Source organism: Paenibacillus sp. cl6col (genome assembly GCF_900102125.1).
In the GTDB taxonomy this organism is placed as follows: domain Bacteria; phylum Bacillota; class Bacilli; order Paenibacillales; family Paenibacillaceae; genus Paenibacillus_B; species Paenibacillus_B suaedae.
In genome coordinates this window covers 549,592-570,140 of sequence record NZ_FNAZ01000004.1, presented here as the reverse complement: position 1 = coordinate 570,140, position 20,549 = coordinate 549,592, and the positions used below count along the sequence as shown (strand labels likewise).

The 20,549-nt window shown below is 50.4% G+C and carries 16 protein-coding genes and 1 rRNA gene; 3 read left to right on the top strand and 14 right to left on the bottom strand.

Features of this window, described 5'->3' with window-relative positions:
* The 8 genes from BLS15_RS14320 to iolC all read right to left on the bottom strand — a co-directional run.
* Positions 1 to 103, bottom strand: a 16S ribosomal RNA gene (locus BLS15_RS14320); the annotation flags it as partial.
* A 486-nt stretch (positions 104 to 589) separates the two neighbouring features.
* Positions 590 to 2,179: a solute:sodium symporter family transporter gene (locus BLS15_RS14315; RefSeq protein ID WP_021252195.1), complete on the bottom strand. Its 1,590-nt coding sequence runs from the start codon at positions 2,177 to 2,179 to the stop codon at positions 590 to 592.
* Positions 2,180 to 2,277: 98 nt separating this feature from the next.
* Positions 2,278 to 3,336, bottom strand: coding sequence for a Gfo/Idh/MocA family oxidoreductase (locus BLS15_RS14310; RefSeq protein ID WP_021252196.1), 1,059 nt, complete (start codon positions 3,334 to 3,336; stop codon positions 2,278 to 2,280).
* Between the two features lie 16 nt (positions 3,337 to 3,352).
* Entirely contained in the window at positions 3,353 to 4,249 is an 897-nt protein-coding gene (gene iolE, locus BLS15_RS14305) for a myo-inosose-2 dehydratase (protein WP_021252197.1), read from the bottom strand.
* Positions 4,250 to 4,531: 282 nt separating this feature from the next.
* A complete protein-coding gene (iolD, locus tag BLS15_RS14300) occupies positions 4,532 to 6,472 on the bottom strand; it encodes a 3D-(3,5/4)-trihydroxycyclohexane-1,2-dione acylhydrolase (decyclizing) (protein ID WP_021252198.1) in 1,941 nt (646 codons plus the stop codon).
* A gap of 14 nt (positions 6,473 to 6,486) precedes the next feature.
* On the bottom strand, positions 6,487 to 7,938 hold the full coding sequence (locus tag BLS15_RS14295; RefSeq protein ID WP_090512122.1) for a CoA-acylating methylmalonate-semialdehyde dehydrogenase: 1,452 nt from the start codon (positions 7,936 to 7,938) through the stop codon (positions 6,487 to 6,489).
* A 95-nt stretch (positions 7,939 to 8,033) separates the two neighbouring features.
* Complete coding sequence (locus BLS15_RS14290; protein WP_021252200.1) at positions 8,034 to 8,882, bottom strand: class II fructose-bisphosphate aldolase; 849 nt, start codon at positions 8,880 to 8,882, stop codon at positions 8,034 to 8,036.
* A 146-nt stretch (positions 8,883 to 9,028) separates the two neighbouring features.
* A complete protein-coding gene (iolC, locus tag BLS15_RS14285; RefSeq protein ID WP_021252201.1) occupies positions 9,029 to 10,024 on the bottom strand; it encodes a 5-dehydro-2-deoxygluconokinase in 996 nt (331 codons plus the stop codon).
* Between the two features lie 393 nt (positions 10,025 to 10,417).
* On the opposite strand from iolC, the gene iolG reads away from it, so the two are divergent.
* The 3 genes from iolG (at position 10,418) to BLS15_RS14270 (ending at position 13,417) form a co-directional block, all read left to right on the top strand.
* Positions 10,418 to 11,422 carry an inositol 2-dehydrogenase gene (gene iolG / locus BLS15_RS14280; RefSeq protein WP_028533678.1) on the top strand — a complete coding sequence of 335 codons (1,005 nt, stop codon included), beginning with the start codon at positions 10,418 to 10,420 and terminating at the stop codon, positions 11,420 to 11,422.
* A 56-nt stretch (positions 11,423 to 11,478) separates the two neighbouring features.
* Entirely contained in the window at positions 11,479 to 12,285 is an 807-nt protein-coding gene (gene iolB / locus BLS15_RS14275; RefSeq protein WP_021252203.1) for a 5-deoxy-glucuronate isomerase, read from the top strand.
* A gap of 121 nt (positions 12,286 to 12,406) precedes the next feature.
* Positions 12,407 to 13,417 (top strand): LacI family DNA-binding transcriptional regulator, encoded by a 1,011-nt coding sequence (locus BLS15_RS14270; RefSeq protein WP_021252204.1) that lies wholly within the window; start codon positions 12,407 to 12,409, stop codon positions 13,415 to 13,417.
* A gap of 247 nt (positions 13,418 to 13,664) precedes the next feature.
* On the opposite strand, the gene BLS15_RS14265 is transcribed toward BLS15_RS14270, so the two are convergent.
* From BLS15_RS14265 to BLS15_RS14240, 6 genes are all read right to left on the bottom strand, one after another.
* A complete protein-coding gene (locus BLS15_RS14265) occupies positions 13,665 to 15,383 on the bottom strand; it encodes an adenine deaminase (protein ID WP_028533677.1) in 1,719 nt (572 codons plus the stop codon).
* 54 nt (positions 15,384 to 15,437) lie between these two features.
* Positions 15,438 to 16,547, bottom strand: coding sequence for an ABC transporter ATP-binding protein (locus tag BLS15_RS14260; protein ID WP_021252206.1), 1,110 nt, complete (start codon positions 16,545 to 16,547; stop codon positions 15,438 to 15,440).
* Positions 16,548 to 16,569: 22 nt separating this feature from the next.
* Positions 16,570 to 17,361 carry an ABC transporter permease gene (locus tag BLS15_RS14255; protein WP_021252207.1) on the bottom strand — a complete coding sequence of 264 codons (792 nt, stop codon included), beginning with the start codon at positions 17,359 to 17,361 and terminating at the stop codon, positions 16,570 to 16,572.
* Positions 17,362 to 17,377: 16 nt separating this feature from the next.
* The gene (locus BLS15_RS14250; RefSeq protein ID WP_021252208.1) at positions 17,378 to 18,196 is read right to left on the bottom strand and encodes an ABC transporter permease; all 819 of its coding nucleotides are present in this window, start codon (positions 18,194 to 18,196) and stop codon (positions 17,378 to 17,380) included.
* Positions 18,197 to 18,223: 27 nt separating this feature from the next.
* Entirely contained in the window at positions 18,224 to 19,273 is a 1,050-nt protein-coding gene (locus tag BLS15_RS14245; RefSeq protein WP_021252209.1) for a nucleoside hydrolase, read from the bottom strand.
* A gap of 158 nt (positions 19,274 to 19,431) precedes the next feature.
* Positions 19,432 to 20,484, bottom strand: coding sequence for an ABC transporter substrate-binding protein (locus BLS15_RS14240; RefSeq protein ID WP_090512119.1), 1,053 nt, complete (start codon positions 20,482 to 20,484; stop codon positions 19,432 to 19,434).
* Positions 20,485 to 20,549 lie beyond the last annotated feature (65 nt).

Below are 20,549 nucleotides of genomic sequence, written 5' to 3'. Positions count from 1 at the left end.
GCTAACTATCAGGAGTGCAAGCACTCCTTCAAGTCCGCTCGACTTGCATGTATTAGGCACGCCGCCAGCGTTCGTCCTGAGCCAGGATCAAACTCTCCGTTAAAGTTAAGTTTGAACTGCTCATATCTTTTGACGAGGTATTGCTACCTCATTCACAAACGTTGCTCGTTGTTCAGTTTTCAAAGAACAATTTCAGTCAGCAACCAATTTCTTAGTTACTTTCTTTTTCTCACCGCTTTGTCAGCGGCGACTTTTATATCTTATCACTTCGTTCATTCGAAGTCAACAACTTTTTTCAACTTGTTTTTAAGTTGTTTTCATTTGTTGTTGCCCACCTCTTAGCGAAGCAGGAATTAGAATATACCATAGCTACTTAAAAGAATGCAACCTCTTTTTTTGAATTTGTTTATCCCAGCCATGTTTCTCCTCTAACTCCTTCTATTAATAATAGGGATACTTAGGATAATGATGACACCACTTACTAGAGAAGGGGCAGCCCACACTTAGCATGGAATCCCAAACTCCCAAGCTCCTTTTCTCAGGCTAACCCCTTATTCATAGTACTAGAAGATAGACTCCTCTCTCCCTATTAAGCAGCTATTCCTAATGGAGAGAATAGAATGTAAACAGCGATCATAAGCACGATCATGACGACGGTAAATGCCTTCGCATGCTTCCATGGCGTCAAATCCACCTTGCCTGATTCAAACAGCTCGAAATCCTGTTCGCGCGGTTTCCATTTCCCGACGAGCAGCATGACTAACACGCAGACTGGGAACAATACACTTAAAATGTACAGGAAGTTGAGCGTACCCAAAAAGAATTTGGACAGGGTATAGAGTACAATATGGACAACCAATGCTATTTTAGGCGCAATTGCCGGTACCTTCTTGCTAAAGAAGCCGACAACGACAGCGGCAATGATCGGGATGTTATAAAATCCGAACATCTCCTGCAAGTAGTAATACAATCCTGAAGGCGCATACAGAATAAAGGGTGCAACAGCTACTGCAATAAGACCAAGCGCGACGGCAAAGATTCTGCCTGCCTTCACGAGCTGCTGATCCGTCGCGTTCGGCTTGAATATCGGCTTGTAAATATCCAAGGTGAACAAGGTTAACGAACTGTTGAGCGCCCCATTAAATGAGCTTAATATCGCACCGAACAACACGGCCGCGAAAAATCCAGACAGTAACGTCGGAAGAACCTCAATAACAAGTGATGGATAGGCCATATCCGCATTGCTAAGCGAATTGTTAAAGAGATGATAGGCAATAATGCCCGGAAGAACGAGATAGAATGCTCCGAAAATTTTGAACATGCCGGCATACAGCACGCCCTTTTGGCCTTCCTTCAAGTTTTTGGCGCCCAGCGTCCGCTGAACGATCGCCTGATTCGTACACCAATAGAATAAATTGTTGAAGAGAAGCCCTGCGCAGATCGTCACCCAAGGAACTGGCGAAGAACTGTCACCAATGGAGTTCAACTTCTCGGGTTCTTTATGCAGCAGTGTGCTGACCCCATCGAACAAATTGCCTCCTCCGAGTGCAACCAGACCAAGCACGGTAATGAGCAGACCACCGACAATAAGGCCGACTCCATTCAGCGTATCCGACAGTGCACATGCGCGCAGACCGCCTAGTACCACGTAAGCAATCCCTGTAATCCCAATCGCAAGAGATACAACCAATATAATATTGAAATCACTCAGATCAAATCGAGCCGAAATATTAAAAATCGTATCAAGCACAAGTGCACCAGAGTAGAGCACGGTAGGCAAATAAGCAACAGCATATCCAAGCAAAAACAAAATCGAGATAATCTGACGCGTACGCAAATCATAGCGCTGTTCCAGAAAATCCGGGATTGTCGTAATCCCTGACTTCAAATAACGCGGCAAGAAGATAAATGCCATAAAGATGAGCGCGATCGGCGAAGTTACCTCCCAAGCCATGACAACCATGGAAGTTGCATAGCTTTGCCCATTCAATCCAACCATTTGCTCCGTCGATAAGTTCGTCAACAGCAGCGAGAAAGCGATTACAATGCCTGTCAAGCTGCGCCCGCCCAGAAAGTATCCATCCGAGCTGTTCAAATCCACACTGCGCGTCTTGTACCATGAGTACCAGGCAACAATTCCAGTATACAGTAAAAAGGTGATGACCGTGATGTAAGTCATGAAAGCCCTCCTCTATGCATAGAGAAATCTTGTGCTTATCATTGCTAGTTCTAGTAAATGGGACTGATGGCACCGAGAAGGATTACGAAATCCCATTCTTACTTGATGGCAGTCATAGCAGCAGGCATTCGAACGTCAACCAGTTGGCCGCTTTCAAATGACTCCTTGCATGCATACCCAAGCGCGGTCGACAGCACCCCATCCTCTACTGTTACTTTCGGTTGTCTTCCCTCGAGGATTGCCTGTACAAATTCAACTGCTTCATTCATATAAGCCTGTTCAAACCGTTCAAGGAATCCATTTGCGCACTCTCTCACGACACCCCGATCATCGAGAATCATGACTTGATTTTTCTCTGGTACAGTCCCGATGCGCAGTGATCCTTGCGTACCTATAATTTCTGTCTCGATATGATAGCCGTGCGCACAATTGCGACCCGCTACAAATATCCCCATCTTATTGTCTGCAAATTGTACAAGTGCTGCTCCAGTTTCTGCATCGTTCAGCTCCGCAAGCTCGGTATATCGATGAGAACCGCCGATTGCCCACACGCGTTCCGCTTCCACGCCCAAATACCACCGAGCCAAATCCAAATCATGAATTGCCATATCGAGGAACAAACCCCCGCTATAGTTGCTCTTGGCAAATTGCATGAAGCCAGGCATCGCTTGTGCCGGATCGATCCCATAACAGCGAATCAGCACGGGTTCGCCAATCGCACCCGCTTCAATTTGTTTCTTCGCATACGCATAAGAGCGGTCATATCTGCGCATAAAACCAAGCATGAACACCTGATTCGGATGCTTGCGAACAGCCTTCCGCACGCGCAGCGCTTCCTCCATGTACAGCCCAAGCGGCTTCTCACTGAATACGTGAAACCCAGCTTCCAGCGCCTGCTCAATCTGTTCGCAATGATAAGAAGATGGAGAAGCAATAAAAATGGCGTCCAGTTCTTGATTGCGCAGCATATCCTCATAATTCGTATACCCGTAAGGGACATTCAGCTCTTGTTGAGCTTCCTCCACCTCTTCCGGTATCACACTGCATACGGCCATCAATTTGCAATTCGGAATGCGATGCGCCAAATTATCCGCGTGCTGCCGCCCGAGTCTTCCTAAGCCTACAAGACCTACCGATATCTGTTTGCCCTGTTTCATCTGTTCGTCCCTCCGTTTATACGCCCGCTTGCTGCAAAATATACTGTCTAGCCTTCATTGCGTATTCGAGCGGATTCGCCCGAGCAGGATCCTGCTCCGCTTCCACCAGCATCCAACCGCGGTATCCAGCCGTTGCAAGCGATTGGAACACCGGTTCGAAGGGAATGCATCCATCTCCGGGAACCGTGAATACCCCTTCCTTTACCGCCTGCAGGAAGCTGAGCTTTTCTTCAATTACGCGGCGCGCCACATCCTTGCGCACATCCTTCAAGTGAACATGCTTAATGCGATCCATATAACGATTCAATATGTATAGGGGATTCTCTCCGGAAAATACAAGGTGGCCTGTATCATACAGCAAGGACACCAGCTCCGGATCTGTGCTAGCCATCAGTCGCTCGATTTCCACCGTTGTCTGAACGCCAGTTCCCATATGATGATGGTACACAAGGTGCATATCCATGGCCCGAGCGAGCTCTCCCAATCGATGAAGCCCCTCAGTTAAGCGCTTCCAATCTTCGTTGTTGAATATCGGCTTATTATCAAAAAGCGGAGTATCCATTTCTCCCTGAATGCTGTGTCCCTGCTCGGATACAACAATGACCTTCGAGCCCATCGCATGCAAAAAGTCACGGTGTTGAATAAATGCCTCTACCGTTTCTCCAAGCGGCTTCACAGTCAGGTAAGCGCTAAACCAGGCACTCGCTACCTCCAGATTCCTCAGATGCAGCGCCTTCCGCAGTACCTCAACTTCACGAGGATACTTATTGCCGATTTCCGTGCCGGCAAACCCAGCGAGCGCCATTTCGCTCACGCATTGCTCGAATGTATTTCCTCCGCCTAATTCAGGCATATCATCGTTCGTCCAACCGATAGGAGCAATCCCAATCTTCACACTCTCTGCTGCAAACATGCCCATTCCTCCCCAGAAGTCATAATTAAGATTCATGGAGGCAGGCGGATCAGCTTCGAAGGGCAGCTCGAACACCTCGCAAAGCTAGGTTCTAAAAAACAACCTTCCAACCTCTGCTGCCCGTCAAGCGCTCTGAACATCGAACATTCCATGCAACTTCCACCTACGAAATACAGTGCCCGACTGTCCACCGCCTGCTCCATTACTGCTGTTTCCTGCTCTGTGACATGTTAATAAAGGTTATTGCCGTCGAACTTGCCATCGAATATACGAGAGGATTGGCTAATATGGTCGTGCCTGGCTCAGGGATTGGCGCCGCTCATCATAGGCTTGGGCAATTGCCTTCTTGTCCGACACCTCTGCTACGCCGACATTCCACCATGCATCATAGCCATGGGTCATCGTCTTCGGGAGCACCTTAATATCGATCAACGTCGATTCCTTCTGGCGCTTAGCTGCCATCACGGCCTGTTCGAGCTCCTTCATGGTGCGTACCGAATACGTAACGGCTCCGTACCCCGAGGCACTAAGCGCAAAATCGATGCCGACAAGAGGCCCGTCCAGCTTGCCCGTATACGGGTTACGCGAACGGAACTCCGTGCCGAAGCTGCCCATGCCGTTGCCCATCTGTAAATTGTTAATACATCCGAAACCATTATTGTCGAATAGCAGGACGTTAATTTTCCGTCCCTCTTGAATGCTCGTCAGCAGCTCAGAGTGAAGCATTAAGTAACTGCCATCACCGGTAAAAGCGTATACCTCTCGCTCCGGCTCCGCCATCTTCACGCCAAGCGCGCCTGCAATTTCGTATCCCATACATGAGTAGCCATATTCCATATGGTACGAATGCGGTGTCTCAGCCCGCCACATCCGCTGCAAATCCCCTGGAAGGCTGCCGGCTGCGCCCACAACAATCGCATTGTCGCCGAGCAGTTGGTTCAAGGCGGCCACAACCTGTGTCTGCGTCAGGCTGCTGCCAAGCGCCGCCGCGTATTCTGGCAGTGCCTCATCCAAATGGCCCTCAATTTCTGGAGTAAATGAACCTGCGCCTTGTACGTACTGAATGCCAGCCAAGCGCTGCCATTCCTTATCCCAAGCGTCGCGCGCTTCTTGAATCTCCCCTGTATAGGCTGAACGGTAATCCAGGGATTGAAGCCGCTGATGAAGCTCCTCCAATCCCACTTTTGCGTCAGCCACTATCGGAGTTGCATCCAGCTTAATCGCTTGGAATTCGGATACATTCACCGTCACAACATCTATATCAGGATTGCCGAACAGTTCCTTAGAACCTGTCGTAAAATCAGTAAAGCGGGTGCCAACCCCAATAATGAGATCCGCATCCTTGGCTATCGCATTCGCAGCCGAATTGCCTGTAACTCCGATGCCGCCCAGATTAAGCGGATGAGAGCTTGCGATCGCGCTCTTGCCCGCCTGCGTCTCAGCCAACGGAATATGGAAGGCTTCCGCGAATGCCGCCAGTGCATCTCCCGCTTCGGAGTAGCGAACGCCTCCGCCGCAGATAAGCAGCGGCTTGCGTTTGCGAGCGATGAGGCGAACCGCATCTTCAAGCTGCGCCGCTGATGCAGGCCGCCGATCGATCCGATGCACCCGCTTCTCGAAGAAAGAGACTGGATAATCATATGCCTCCCCCTGTACGTCCTGCGGCAATGCCAGCGTAACGGCACCGGTGTCGGCCGGATTGGTCAGCACCCGCATTGCTTGAATCAGTGCCGTCATTAGCTGCTCCGGACGCACGATTCGATCCCAATACTTGCTTACCGGACGAAAAGCATCATTCGTCGATATGGTAAGATCATGTGGCTGCTCAATTTGCTGCAGCACCGGATCGGGCTGGCGAGAGGCGAACGTGTCTCCCGGAAGCAGCAACACCGGAATTTGATTCGCCGTCGCCGTTGCCGCAGCGGTTATCATGTTGGCTGCACCCGGCCCGACAGAGGAGGTGCAGGCGCATATTTGCTTGCGCCGCATCTGCTTGGCAAATGCGACGGCAGCCTGAGCCATCCCCTGCTCATTGCGCCCTTGGTATACTTCCAAGCCGCCGCAGTTCTCTTCGAGCGCTTGGCCCAATCCAAGCACATTGCCGTGACCAAATATCGTAAATACGCCTTTAATGAAGCGCTGCTCCACACCGTCAAACTCCACATACTGCTGATCCAGGAACTTGACGAGTGCCTGCGCCATTGTTAAACGGATCGTTTCCATCCCGAACACCATCCTTACCAGCGCGTAGTGACCATCTTTTTGCGGGTATAGAACTCTACTCCGTCCGTGCCGTTCGCATGCAAATCCCCATAGAAGGAATCCTTGTAGCCAGAGAACGGGAAGAAGGCCATCGGTGCTGGGACGCCAACGTTTACACCGAGCATCCCTGCATCGATATGCTCACGGAATTGTCTCATATAAGCGCCGCTCGACGTGAAGATGCAGGCACCGTTCGCAAACCGCGATTCATTCGCCCAAGCGATTGCCTCATCGATATCCTTTACACGCACAATTGACAATACCGGCGCAAAAATCTCATCCTGCCAAATCTTCATTTGCTGTGTCACTTCATCGAAAATCGTCGGCCCCATGAAGAAGCCATCGCCATTGGTTTCTGCGTCCTGGCGGCCATCGCGCACAAGCTTGGCCCCCTCCTGCACGCCAGCATCAATGTAACCGATCGCTCTCTCCTTATGACCTTCGCGAATGACTGGCCCAAGGAACACGTCATCGCGTTCGCCATTGCCAATAATAAGCTCATCAGAAGCCTTCACAAGCTGTGCAACGAACTCGTCCGCAACCGATTCCTGCACGAGCACAACTGAGCAGGCCATGCAGCGTTCTCCGGCCGAACCGAATGCTGCATTGATAATTTGCGTCGTAGCGTTCTCCAAATTCGCGTCTTCCATTACGATCGAGTGGTTCTTGGCTCCGGTCAAGGCTTGCACGCGCTTCAAGTTGGCAGTGCCGCGCTTGTACACATATTCGCCGACTGGCTGGGAGCCAACGAAGGAGATCGCCTTCACCTGCTTATGATCAAGCAATCCATTCACGACATCATGCGCCCCATGGACAATATTCAGAACGCCCTTCGGCAAGCCCGCTTCTTCCATGAGCTCCGCCAAACGGCAAGCCAGAAGAGGAGTACGCTCGGAAGGCTTCAATACGAACGTGTTGCCGCAAGCGATCGCCAGCGGGAACATCCAGCACGGCACCATCATCGGGAAGTTGAACGGGGTAATGCCGCCAACGACACCGATTGGATAACGGTACATACCGGATTCAATGTTGGTAGCAATGTCCGGCAGCTGCTTGCCCATCATGAGCGTTGGTGCACCGGCTGCGAATTCCACGCATTCGATGCCTCGTTGCACTTCACCGTGTGCTTCTTTGAAATTTTTGCCGTTCTCAAGCGTAATCAGCTTGGCCAGCTCATCCCAATGCTCAACGAGAAGCTGCTGATACTTGAACATGATGCGCGCCCGACGCGGAACAGCAGTACGCGACCATGTGCGGAACGCTTCCGCAGCCACAGCTACCGCTTCATTCAATTCTTCCATGCTGGACAACGGGACATGCCCGATAATGTTGCCCGTAGCCGGATTGTATACCGGTTCCGTTTTACCTGATGTTGATTCCTTCCATTGTCCCCCGACATAGTTGCGAATGGTGATTGCTTCTGTCATGTTCCATTCTCCTCTCGTCATTTCATATATAGTAAAGAACATCTGAAATCCGGATGTGAACCTAGCAAACCGTTCCTTTTATACGTTCAAAAGAGTTACACATTCAAAGCTTGATGGGCATTCAGCAGCAGCATCTTCTGTTTGGCCGCTTCCTTCACCGCTTCCATCGGACGGGCGAATAAGGCAACGCGGTCGAACTCATTTGGTTTGTTCAGTATTTCGCTGCGCAGTGTCTTGCCGAACGCCATGCGGAGTGCCGTACCGATATTGACCTTGCTGATGCGTGTAGCCGCAAGCCTGCGCAAATCATCGTCCTTCACTCCTGTCGATCCATGCAGCACGAGTGGCACCGATACGACGCGCTCAATCTCCGCGAGCCGTTCGTAATCGATCGGTGCGGACTGTTCTTCCATCCGGTGCAGCGTTCCGATCGCCACTGCCAGTGTGTCGACACCAGTCTCTTCCGCAAACACCTTTGCTTCGCCTGGTGCTGTCAGTCTAGCCTCCACATTCATGGACGGATCCGTATATCCGACGGCTCCGATTTCCGCTTCGACAGGAATGCCGCAGGCATGCGCCAGCTTTACAATTTCCCGCGTGCTGCGAATATTGTCCGCGAGTGGCAGCTGCGAGCCGTCATACATAATGGATGTGTATCCACTCATAATCGCTTCGGCTGCCGACTCGAATCCATCGCCGTGATCCAAATGGATGCATACTGGCACCTTCGCACGCTCAGCCAAGCTTCTGTACAACGCTCCTGATACTTGAAGAGGCATGTAGCGAATCGCCACCTTATTTGTCGCCAATATGACCGGCGCTCCGATTTCCTCGGCTGCGGCAATGACCGCCGAAGCATCCTCATAACCAAATACGTTAAATGCCGGCACGGCCGCATTGCGTTCCTGCAACCCCTGCATCATTTCCGTTAATGTAACGAGCATGAACCGTCCCTCCATGTTGAATGACTTATAACTTGCTCACTATCTCATACGCCGCAAACTTCCCCATCGGGCCGTTATGGCTGCATTCAATCCAATTCAGTTTCATTCCAATTGAAGATTTGGTCGTGTGTCAGCGGTATTCAGGTCTATTCCCCACGCTCCGCGCTTCTGATGAATTCATCCAGTTCCGCGGTCGTTGGCATCGCGTCTGAGCAGCTATGGCGCGAGATAACGATGGCGGCCGAAGCGCTGCCGTATTCCATCGCACGCGGCAAATCCCAGCCCTGCATCAACGCATAAATCATGGCAGACGCATAGGAATCGCCCGCTCCGAATGTCTTGAGCACCTTCGTCTTGAAAATGCCCCCTCTATGCGCTTCTCCGTCTTTCGTATAGGCAATCGAACCTTCCGAGCCATGCTTAATGAGAACAACCTGCGCATGATGCCCGAACCATTTCGCCGCAGTCAGTCGATCGTCCGCTTGCTGACCGGAGAACTTCTCCATCATGTCGAACTCTTCGCGCGTTCCAATGACAAAGTCGCATTTTTCCGCCGCAAGCTGATAATAAATCGAGGTTTCCGCAACATTTTTCCAGGTGTACGGGCGATAGTCTAGATCGAAAAATACGAATACCCCATGCTTGCGTGCATATTCCAAGGCAATGAATACTGCCTCGCGTGACGGGCTCGCAGCGAGCGCCGTTCCTGATATGAGCAGCGCCTTCGTCTGCTTGATATACTCCTCAGATACCTCTTCCGGCTTAAGGAGGAGATCCGCTACATGGTCACGGTACATCAGAATGCTGCAATCTGTAGGACTTTTAATTTCAGTAAAGGCTAATCCTGTCATTGCTCCCGTATCATCAACAGCAAGCTGCGACGTATCTATCGATTGATCGTTCAAATATTGTCGTATGTAACGGCCCATCTGATCATCGGACAGCTTGCCGATGAATCCGCTTTTCATGCCGAGGCGTGCCGCCCCAATTGCAATGTTCGCTGGAGATCCGCCCACGTACTTCGTGAACGTTCTCGTCTCCTCCATTGGCCGATTAATTTCGTTCGCATTTAGATCGATGCACAGTCTTCCGGTGGCAATCAAGTCGAATGGCCGATCCTTAGGGAATGATAATGTACTCATATCCAGTCAGCACCTCCATGTTCTCTGCCTCATGCCCTCTTTCTGCAGGACTGAGGCCACTATGATGCAGTCTCTTTCTGTTGCGAGTTGAGTTAAGCGCTTACCTTGTAGCTAATTATATGCACACCAATTTGGTAATGTAAACGCTTTTTTAATGATTTAATAAGTTCTTTTTTTCACTTGCAAATCTTCTTTTCCTATTTAAAATAACTTGCCATTTTCCCTGTAACACAGCGGAATCCCGCTCGATTATTGATTTTTCACCTTGCCAACCTCTGGAACATAGCCTATAGTTAAAATATGAGTTAAGCGCTTTCCCTACTTTGCCTAATAAGTCGTCGTTTTACTGTTCCATATACAGAACAATTTCGATCACACTCAGAGAAAGCAGGGATTATTATGCTGCAAGTAGGAATCATCGGAGCCGGACGAATTGGAAAGCTGCATGCAAGCCATATTCAACAAATGAGCAATATCCGCGTTCGCGCAATATCAGACGTATATACGGAAGGGTTGGACGAATGGGCTTCCGCGCATGGAATCCCAGATGTCACGAACGACTATCAAGACATTCTTCATGACCCGGATATTCAAGCGGTGTTTATCTGTTCACCGACCAGCACACATGCGGACATCATTCGTGAGGCTGCCGAAGCCGGCAAGCATATTTTCTGTGAGAAGCCTGTCAGCTTCTCAATCGAAACGACAGAGCAAGCACTAGCTGCGGTTAAGAAGTCCGGCGTGAAGATGCAGGTCGGCTTTAACCGCCGCTTTGACCATAATTACAAAAAAGCGCGTGACGTCGTACAATCCGGAGGCATTGGAGCCCCACACTTGCTGCGCATTACGTCGCGCGATCCAGAACCGCCATCAGCAGAGTATATCGCCAAATCCGGCGGACTGTTCATTGATATGACCATTCACGACTTCGATATGGCCCGCTATGTCATGCAAAGCGAGGTCGTTGAGGTATATGCGCAAGGAGCGAATCTGGTCGATCCGAAAATTGGGGAATTGAACGATATTGACACAGCCATTGTTAGTCTTCGCTTTGCCAACGGTGCGCTCGGCATTATCGAGAACAGCCGCAAGGCCGTGTACGGTTATGATCAGCGTCTGGAAGCATTCGGCTCCGACGGCTGTGTCTCAACACAGAACGACCGTCCTTCTACAGCGGTTGTTGCGACGGCTAATGGAGTTCATATGGACAAGCCGCTGCATTTCTTCATCGAGCGTTATACGCAGGCCTATATTCAGGAGGTTCAAGACTTCGTTCGGGCCATTATGCACAATGGCCCAGTCGTCTGTGATGCCAACGACGGATTGCAGGCGGAACGCATCGCACTGGCGGCCAAAGAGTCGCTGCGTACCGGGCTGCCTGTTAAGATAGCCCATTAACATATAGATTTGTATTTATAAAAACTATTCTCTACTGAGGCAAGGAGGCCGCCTTTATGTCTAAATTACTCGTATCGCCACAACCAAGAGATGAGCAAGGCAAGGTCATTTCCGTTACGCCGCAAAGCGCAGGCTGGGAGTATGTAGGGTTCGAACTGTATTCGCTGCAGCCAGGTGAAAAGCTGCAAAACGATACAAATGAGCAGGAGGTATGCCTTGTCCTGCTGAGTGGGAAGGCTGAGGTCAGCACTTCGAAAAAATCGTTCGGTGTGCTTGGACAGCGCATGAGTGTATTTGAGCGCATTCCTCCGTATTCGGTTTACGTACCGAACCATGATCGATATACCGTTCAGGCCGAAACGGCCTTAGAACTAGCTGTCTGTGCGGCCCCTGGCAAGGGGACATACCCGGCTCGTGTCATTGCTCCTGAAGATGTCGGTGTAGAAACACGCGGTTCTGGCAGCATCGAGCGGCATATCCATAATATTTTGCCGGAACAAAAAGAGGCGGACAGCCTGCTCGTCGTAGAGGTGTTCACGCCTGGCGGGCATTGGTCCAGCTATCCGCCGCATAAGCACGATCAGGAAAATTTGCCGCATGAATCATATTTGGAAGAAACCTATTATCATGAAGTCAATCCTAAGCAAGGGTTCATTATGCAGCGCGTATACAATGACGACCGTTCGTTGGATGAGACGATGGCCGTGCCGCACCGCCATGTCGTCCTAGTTCCAGAGGGGTATCACCCGGTATCCGCGCCTCCAGGATACGATTCCTATTATTTGAACGTGATGGCGGGACCTGTGCGTACATGGAAGTTCCACAATGATCCCGAACACGAGTGGCTTTTTGAAAAAAAGTGATGCCGCTTATTTCGAGCAGTCTCTTACAGGAGAATGGCGTAGTCCATTCTCCTTTTGTTGTATAATGAGAAATAAAGAGAAGACGTACACAAGAAGTGCGAAGAACGATGAGGAGTTCCCTATGAAATCAACTATTTACGACGTAGCCAAGGCGGCTGGCGTATCCATTGCCACCGTATCGAAGGTCGTCAATCAAACAGGCAATATTAGCGCCAAAACACGTGAGCGTGTCCTCCATATTATGAAAGAGCTGCAATACCAGCCGAGTGTAGTTGCTTCCGCGTTAACCGGAAAGAAAACGTCCACCTTCGGCCTGCTCATCTCTGATCTGGCCAACCCCTTTTTCGCTGAAGTGGCCCGCAATCTGGAGGATCAAGCGCAAGCGTCCGGATACAGTATTGTTATGTGCAGCACAGACAATAAGGATGATAAAGGGTTAAATTACATTTCCCTGTTGCAGCGCAAGCAAATTGACGGGCTTATCATTGCCTGCCAATTTACAAAATGGTCGCAGCTAGAAGACTACATTACCGACAGTCTCCCCATCGTGCTATTCTCCAAAGACATCACATCCCTGACCATGCACACCGTGACCGTGGATGACTATAAAGGCGGCTACGAGGCGATTCGTCACCTGCTCCAGCTTGGACATACCGATATCGGCATCATTACAGAGGACAGCCCAAGCGGTGAGCACCGGGTTCGAGGCGCCAAGCAAGCGATGAAGGATGCAGGAATCGAGCCGAACGATCAATGGATCACAGTCGTTCACTCGTCTGTCGCAGAAGGGTGTTCCGGCGCAAATCAAATACTGCAGCAGTCTTCCCGTCCGACTGCGATATTCACCTGCAATGATTTGCTAGCCGTCGGCGCTATGCAGTCTGCACACCAGATCGGCTTGCAGGTTCCTAACGATTTGTCCATCATTGGATTCGACGATACGATCCTGTCTCAAATCGTTGTGCCGCGTCTCACGACGATCGCACAGCCAATTCCCGAGATGGCCAAGGAAACGATTCAATTGCTGCTCCGCCAAGCAGACAATCCAGACATGCCGAAGCAAAAGATCGTGTTCCAGCCACAATTGATTTCGGGGGATTCTACGCAGGTACGAGAAACCGACGGCAAATGATCCTACTTGAAAATTTATAGTCGTAGTTAATCTAGCCCTTTGGCTGATCTAATACGAGAAGAGCCGTAAGGATGCAACAATCCCTACGACTCTTCGCCTATAATCTTGGTTTCAAGTAAAACAACCAGAGAAAAGACAATGTTAATATGTAGTGTAATAATCTGACACAACACACCTTGAGTGGAAAGACTCCCTCCTGAAAGGAGGTGAGTCCTATACCTCAACGGTTCGCAGTCGATACGGTTGTTCAAACCTTTTCCACCAGAAGCGGAACGACCTGTCCAGCATGAACATCGATCAATCCCAGATCCGTTAGCTTCAGCGCCGGACTTACTGGCAAGGAATGCGTACACAGCGACATAATCGGGTTGTAATGCTCGTAGCCGATTGATTCCATCGCCTCGCGCAGCTTCTTCACGGCTTGTCCGAACTCCTCGAACGGCTCCTCTGACAAAATGCCGCCAACAGGCAGCGGAATATGTGCAATCACCTTGCCGTCATCAACGACACAGAAGCCGCCTTGATCCGCAATGACTGTATTGGCCGCAAGCACCATATCTGCCTGTGAATGACCTACGACAAGCAGGTTGTGATTGTCATGTGAATACGTCGTCGCAATCGCTCCGCACTTAATCGTGTTGCCCGTAATAAGTCCGTAAGCACGGTTGCCGTTCTTGCCATAACGTTCGAAGGTAGCAATCAACCCATATGGACTCTCCTGCCACTTCAATTCTCCATCTGCCACACGTACCGATTCATGCAGTTCCTTCGTGTTCGTCGTTCCGTTCAACACCTGCATGACGCGGCAGAGATACTCGCCATCAACAGCCTCTGCAGCTACCTGGAAATCTTCTGCCGTTAGCTTCTGCAACTTCACACTCTCATAGAAATGAGACGGGAATTGGCGTTCACCGCGCTCTTGCTCATAGGCTGTTCCAGCCTCATATGCCAAGCGTCCATGCTTGTATACCGATGCGATGTCGAACTGCTCAACGTCGCTGAGCAGTACGAAGTCCGCCACTTTATTCGGTGCAATTGCTCCGCGATCGTACAAGTGCATCCGTCTGGCTGGCGTATACGTAGCCGCATAAATCGCGCGTTCCGGCTTCATGCCCATAGCCATCGCCTTTTTAACTAAGTGATTCAAATGGCCGTCTTGAACGAAGGTATCCGCCATGACGTCATCCGTTACGAAGCAGAACAGCTCCGCTACGTCCTCATGAATGAGTACATCCATAATGTCCGGTGTCATCGACTTCTCCTGAATCTCAAGGAACATGCCGTTCGCCATCCGATCGCGCATGCTGTCCACGGCCTGCTCGGTATGATCGGAGTCTACTCCTGCGAACATGAAGCGTGCCAGTTCTAGATCAACCAGCTTCTTCGGAGTATGTCCCTCGATAACGAGATTCGGATAATTGGTGCGGATATGGTGCAGGATGCGGTTCGTTTTGCAGTCCGGATCGCGTAGAACATCGACCGAGTTCATAATCTCGCCCAGGCACACGACACGCTCATCCTTCAGCAGCTCATCGATATCCGCGATATCGATTTCCCCTCCAGTAGTCTCCAGCGGCGTTGCAGGCACCGAGCTCGGAATTGCATACAAGATGTCCGCTGTGCAGCCCTTGCTTGCATTGATCATTTCCTTAACGCCTTCGACGCCGAACACGTTCGCCATCTCATGCGGCTCGGATACGATCGTCGTAACTCCATTTTGAATTAGGCCGTGCGAGAACGTCTGCGGCGTAACCATCGTGCTCTCAATATGAAGATGGATATCGACGAGGCCTGGAATCATGTACTTTCCTGTTCCGTCCACGACTTTGACCGCCTCGAATGCATCCGTTCCGCGATTCCCAATGTAGAGGAAACGCCCATCCTGAATGGCGGCATTCCCTCGTATGAATCGTTTCAAATACACGTTATATACGCTGACGTTCGTTACCAACAAATCTATTTTCATGTATTCCACTCCTCGCTGTCCTTCGTTCGTTGGTATAGAGGTATACATTTAATATTAGTTCGAAGTTCTCACCAGAACGACTTTTTCTTTCGGCAGTACGAGCTTCACGGCTGTACCGCGTTCGAACGGCGTCTCCATTTCGCGATTTACCGTGAATTCGCCAAGCGGCGTTTCGACGATGTATTGATAGCTGCGACCGAGGAAGGTACTGATTTTCACTTGACCGTCAATCTGGTTCCGTCCTGCTTCTACATCCTCAGCTGTTAAGCCGCCAATGCCTGCCGTACATTCGTTGTCTGTAGCAACGAGAAGATCGTCCGGACGAATGGCCCCCTTCATCGAGCTGGACAATGGTTGGCCCGAGCGATGGATGACCTCCATCTTCACTCCTTCTGCGCCGTGTATCGTAATTGCTCCTCCGTCATCATGCATTTCGCCAATGTCGATAAAGTTGTTGAAGCCGATGAACCGGGCAACGAATTCAGTGGCCGGGTATTTATAAATGTTCGCAGGCGCATCCAATTGCTCAATGACGCCTTTGTTCATGATGGCAACCTTATCTGAGATGGAGAAGCACTCCTCTTGGTCGTGAGATACATACACGCTTGTAATCCCAAGCTGCTTCTGAATGCGGCGAATTTCTACGCGCATATTGACGCGCAGGTTCGCGTCCAGGTTACTAAGCGGTTCGTCGAACAGGAGCAAATCCGGCTGAATGACGAGCGCACGAGCGATTGCAACGCGTTGACGCTGTCCACCGGACAATTCTCCGGGGAATCGCTTTTCGAAGCCTTTCAGGTCTACAACCTCCAGCATCTCGTGTACACGCTTCGCGATGGACGACTTGTCCACCTTGCGCAGCTTCAAGCCGTACGCGACATTGTCGAACACGCTCATGTGCGGGAACAGCGCATAGCTCTGGAATACGAAGCCGAAGTTGCGCTTGTTCACAGGTACCCGAGTATAATCCTTTCCTTGGAATAGGAACTTGCCGTCCTTCGCTTCCAGGAAGCCAGCAATCAGGCGCAGCGTTGTCGTCTTGCCGCAGCCTGATGGTCCGAGCAGAGAGATCAGCTCGCCTTCGTTCAGGCTCAGGTTGAAGTCTTTCAAGATCAGGTTTTTCTCGTATGCAACAGATATATTTTGAAGGGATAGCAATTCCATGATCGTTGGCCTCCGATGTATGCTAGTTATTTTTCGTGAAGTAGGAGAGTCCCATTAAGCGTTCAATTGAGAACATAAGCAATGCTGTAATGACCATCAGCAGCACCGAAATTGCTGCAATTGTCGGGTCGAAGTAATTCTCGACATAGGTCAGCATTTGAATCGGCAATGTGCTGACCCCGGGTCCCGTCATGAACACGGAAATATCTACGTTGTTGAACGATTCCAGGAACGCGAGCAGAACACCCGCGATAAGACCGGAACGAATGTTAGGCAGCACAACCGTGAAGAATGTCTGCAGCCGGCTCGCACCCAAGCTCATAGAGGCTTCTTCAACGGAATAGTCGAAGTTCGCCAAGCTTGATGCAATGACGCGAATGATAAACGGCAGCATGAGCACGATGTGCCCGATCAGCAAGCTTGTATATACGGGCAATTCGAATTTCACAACTAAATACTTGAGCATCGTGAAGCCGAGCACGACCCCAGGGATCAAAATCGGCGAGATAAAGATGGCATTGAGCAGCCCCTTGCCCTTGAACTGATAGCGGCTCAGCGCATATGCAGCAGGAACGCCGAGCAGAAGCGCAATCAGGTTGCCGGCAAGCGCGACGATGATCGTAACTTTGAACGTAGACAAAAACATTTCGACATCAAAAATATTGCGATACCATTTCAGTGAGAAACCTTCTGGCGGGAACTTCAGTACCGAACCCTCTCCAAAAGATGTTGCCATAATAATGATGAGCGGCCCGAGCAAAAAGAGAAACACCAATCCCGTAAATACGGCGAGTCCGCGATGTTGTTCTTTCATAAGAAGTTAACCCCCGTTATCCCTTCGGATTCAATTTGCGAGCGAGCTGATTCATAAGACCGATAATGATGAAGGTGACGACAATCATGACGGTCGCAATAATCGAAGCCATATCCCAGTCGTTGAGCGTCATCGCATTCTGATACAGGAACGTAGCGACGACTCGCTGTTTGCCGCCAAGCAGCTGCGGCGTCGTATAAGCCGTTAGACTGCCGACGAATACAAGGATGCTGCCAACGATAAGACCAGGCACACACAGCGGTACGATGACGGTCATAAAGCCCTTCATGCGCGATGCGCCAAGACTTGATGAAGCATTTAACAGGTCTCCGTCAATGTTCTCCATAACACCGACGAGCGAAATGATCATAAGCGGCAAAAACAGATGAATGAGACCAATCATCATCGCGGCCGGCGTATACATGATTTTTAACGGCTCATCAATTAATCCAATGCTGGTCAACAGCTGATTCACCAAACCGTTCTTGCCGAGAATGACCATCCAACTGAAGGAGCGCACAATCGCACTCGTCATGAGTGGGAAGATTGCGAGCGCCAGCAGGATTCCCTTGATACGCGCCTTCTGCCGTGAAATATAGTAAGCAGCAGGGAATCCGATCATTATGCAGGCAAGTGTTGTAACGAAGCTGACCTGCAGTGTAGTACCTAATATTTTCAGCATGTACGGATCGCCGAGCAGCTTCACATAACCGTCGATTGTAAATTGCCCTTCACGGAAGAAAGTTGAGCCAATCGTCATGAAGATCGGGATGATCATGAACAAGGTCAAGAATACGAGTCCCGGAAGCAGCAGCCATATAAATGGTTTTTTCATCAGTTCGTCTCCTGTTTCTCTTGATGTCTAAGCTTGCAATACGGAGATAAAACGATCCATGAACGCCTCTCCATCTACCTCTACACATACATTTGCGTTTGCCTCCCGGCCGAGGCGATTCTGAACGTCGCATACGGTTTGACCGTCGCACAGGTCGCTTCGTGTCTCAACGTCCACATAATAGCGATGCGTCTTGACGATACTGGCATCGATCACGATATAGGCAGCGAGCGGATCGTGCATCGCACACGCTGCTACACCATTGCGCATTCGATACCGCTCCATGTACTGTGCCGTACATGTACGGACAAAGCCTCCAAGCGGTGTGGAATCGAGCTTCTCCAAATGCTCGGGACGCAGCAGTGCCTGACGTGTTACGTCCAGACCGACGATAGTCAGGTCAAATCCTGCATGCAGCACCATTTTGGCCGCTTCTGGGTCAACGTAGATGTTGTATTCCGCCACTGGCGTAACGTTGCCGAACGTCTGCAGCGCGCCTCCCATCATAACGACCCGCTTAACGAGCTGCGGCAATTCGGGACAGGCCCGCAAGGCAATTGCCAGATTGGTGAGCGGCGCTGTCATAAGAAGTGTCAGCTCACCTGGGCGCTTCTTCGCTTCTTCAATGATGAACTGTGCTGCATGCGGCAGCCCTTCCTCCAGCTCCGGCGGACTCATATCGGATAGAGCTCCGCCCAAGCCATCATTTCCGTGCACAGCGTGCTCGAAGAACGTCGGACGCATCAATGGCTCGTTCGCTCCCGGAATGATCGGAACATTGCGATTGAATCCATTCCTTGCAGAGGCAGCTTCTTTTTGCTCGAAATTCAGCGGAACCTTGTTCGCCTCAACATCCGCGCGTTGCTTGTCCTCATCCAACTGCTGCAGCATGTGTATCACTTTTCGTGTATTTAACGTCGCTTGTGAGAGTGAAACATTGCCATTCACTGTCGTCACGCCGACAAGCTCTACTTGTTTGCTTTTCCAAACTAACGCTAATGCAAGTGCATCATCTACGCCCGTATCGACATCCATAATGACGGGCATTTGCTTCGAAGTAGCCGTATCCGCAACCATGATGCCAGCCTCCTGACTATTAATGGGAATAAAAAAGGAGGGTGCGATAAACGGCAGCCCTCCTCTTGATCGAGGAAGTTCAAAAAGGTACCTTGTCGTCGCGAAGTCGCTCTTAGCCGTTGCAACGTATACGTTTTTGAACATTCAATATTTGGACTTTACTCGATTTCACGGTTCCAGCGGTCAATCCAACCGCTCATTTCTTTGTTCACTTTACGAAGGTCAAGCGTCTTCAGGTTTTCAACAACTTCTGGGCCATACGTCAAACCTTTCGCCTCATCAGCGGTCAGCTTCACTTCTTTGTTCGTTGGCGAATCGACGCGAGCCTTCGCATTCGCTTCTTGTACTTGCTGACTCAAGTGCCAGTTAATGAACTTTTCTGCCAGCTCTTTATGTTTCGAGCCTTTTACAATGTTGACCGTGTTCAAGAGCGCATATGCGCCTTCCTTCGGCGTTACGAACTTAGCGGATGGCAGAGCTTCCGTCAAGCTGCCCAAGAAGGTGTCCTGCATTGGTGCAGCCACAACCTCACCTTGCGCGAACATATTAACCAAGTCAGCGGACTTGGAGTAATACTTCACGACGCCAGGATTGATTTCTTTCATCGCTTTGAAGGCCGCTTCCGTATCCATATCCTTGCTGCCCGCTACCTTCGCCGCAAAATCCATCATCATTGGCCCTGTTGTAATCGTAATGTTAGGCAGGGCAATTTTATTTTTCAATTCAGGCTTCCACAGGTCGCTCCATGATTCAATCGGCGTTTTTGCCTCATCGCTGTTCACCGCAAGTCCAAGCTGCGCTACCGTGTGCGCCGGGCCATAGTCTTCGCCGATCGGCGCCTTAGCGATATCATACAGCTGCTCGATGTTCGGAATGTTCTTGCGATCAATCTTCTCGAACAAGCCTTCTTCAGCACCCTGCAGTGCATAGTAGTCGGACAAGTAGATCAGGTCTACCTTCGAGCTGCCTTGACGGACTTTGTTCAAGCGATCCGTGTTGTTGCCGATCTCTGTCACGATCTTAACGTTATACTCTTTCTCGAACGGCTCGTACACGTTCTTCTTCATCGCATCCTCGGCAAAGCCCCAAGTCGAGATAACCAATTCTGTCGGTGCTTCCTTGCCGCCTTCAGCTGCCTTGTCCCCGCCGCAAGCTCCCAGCAGTGTGCCCATCGAAAGTACGAATGTAAGTGTTAACGCTAATTTTTTCATGAAGTCCCATCCCCCTGAAGCCATTCTAAGTTGTGTATCTCGTGTAGTAAGTGTTCAAAAGCGAA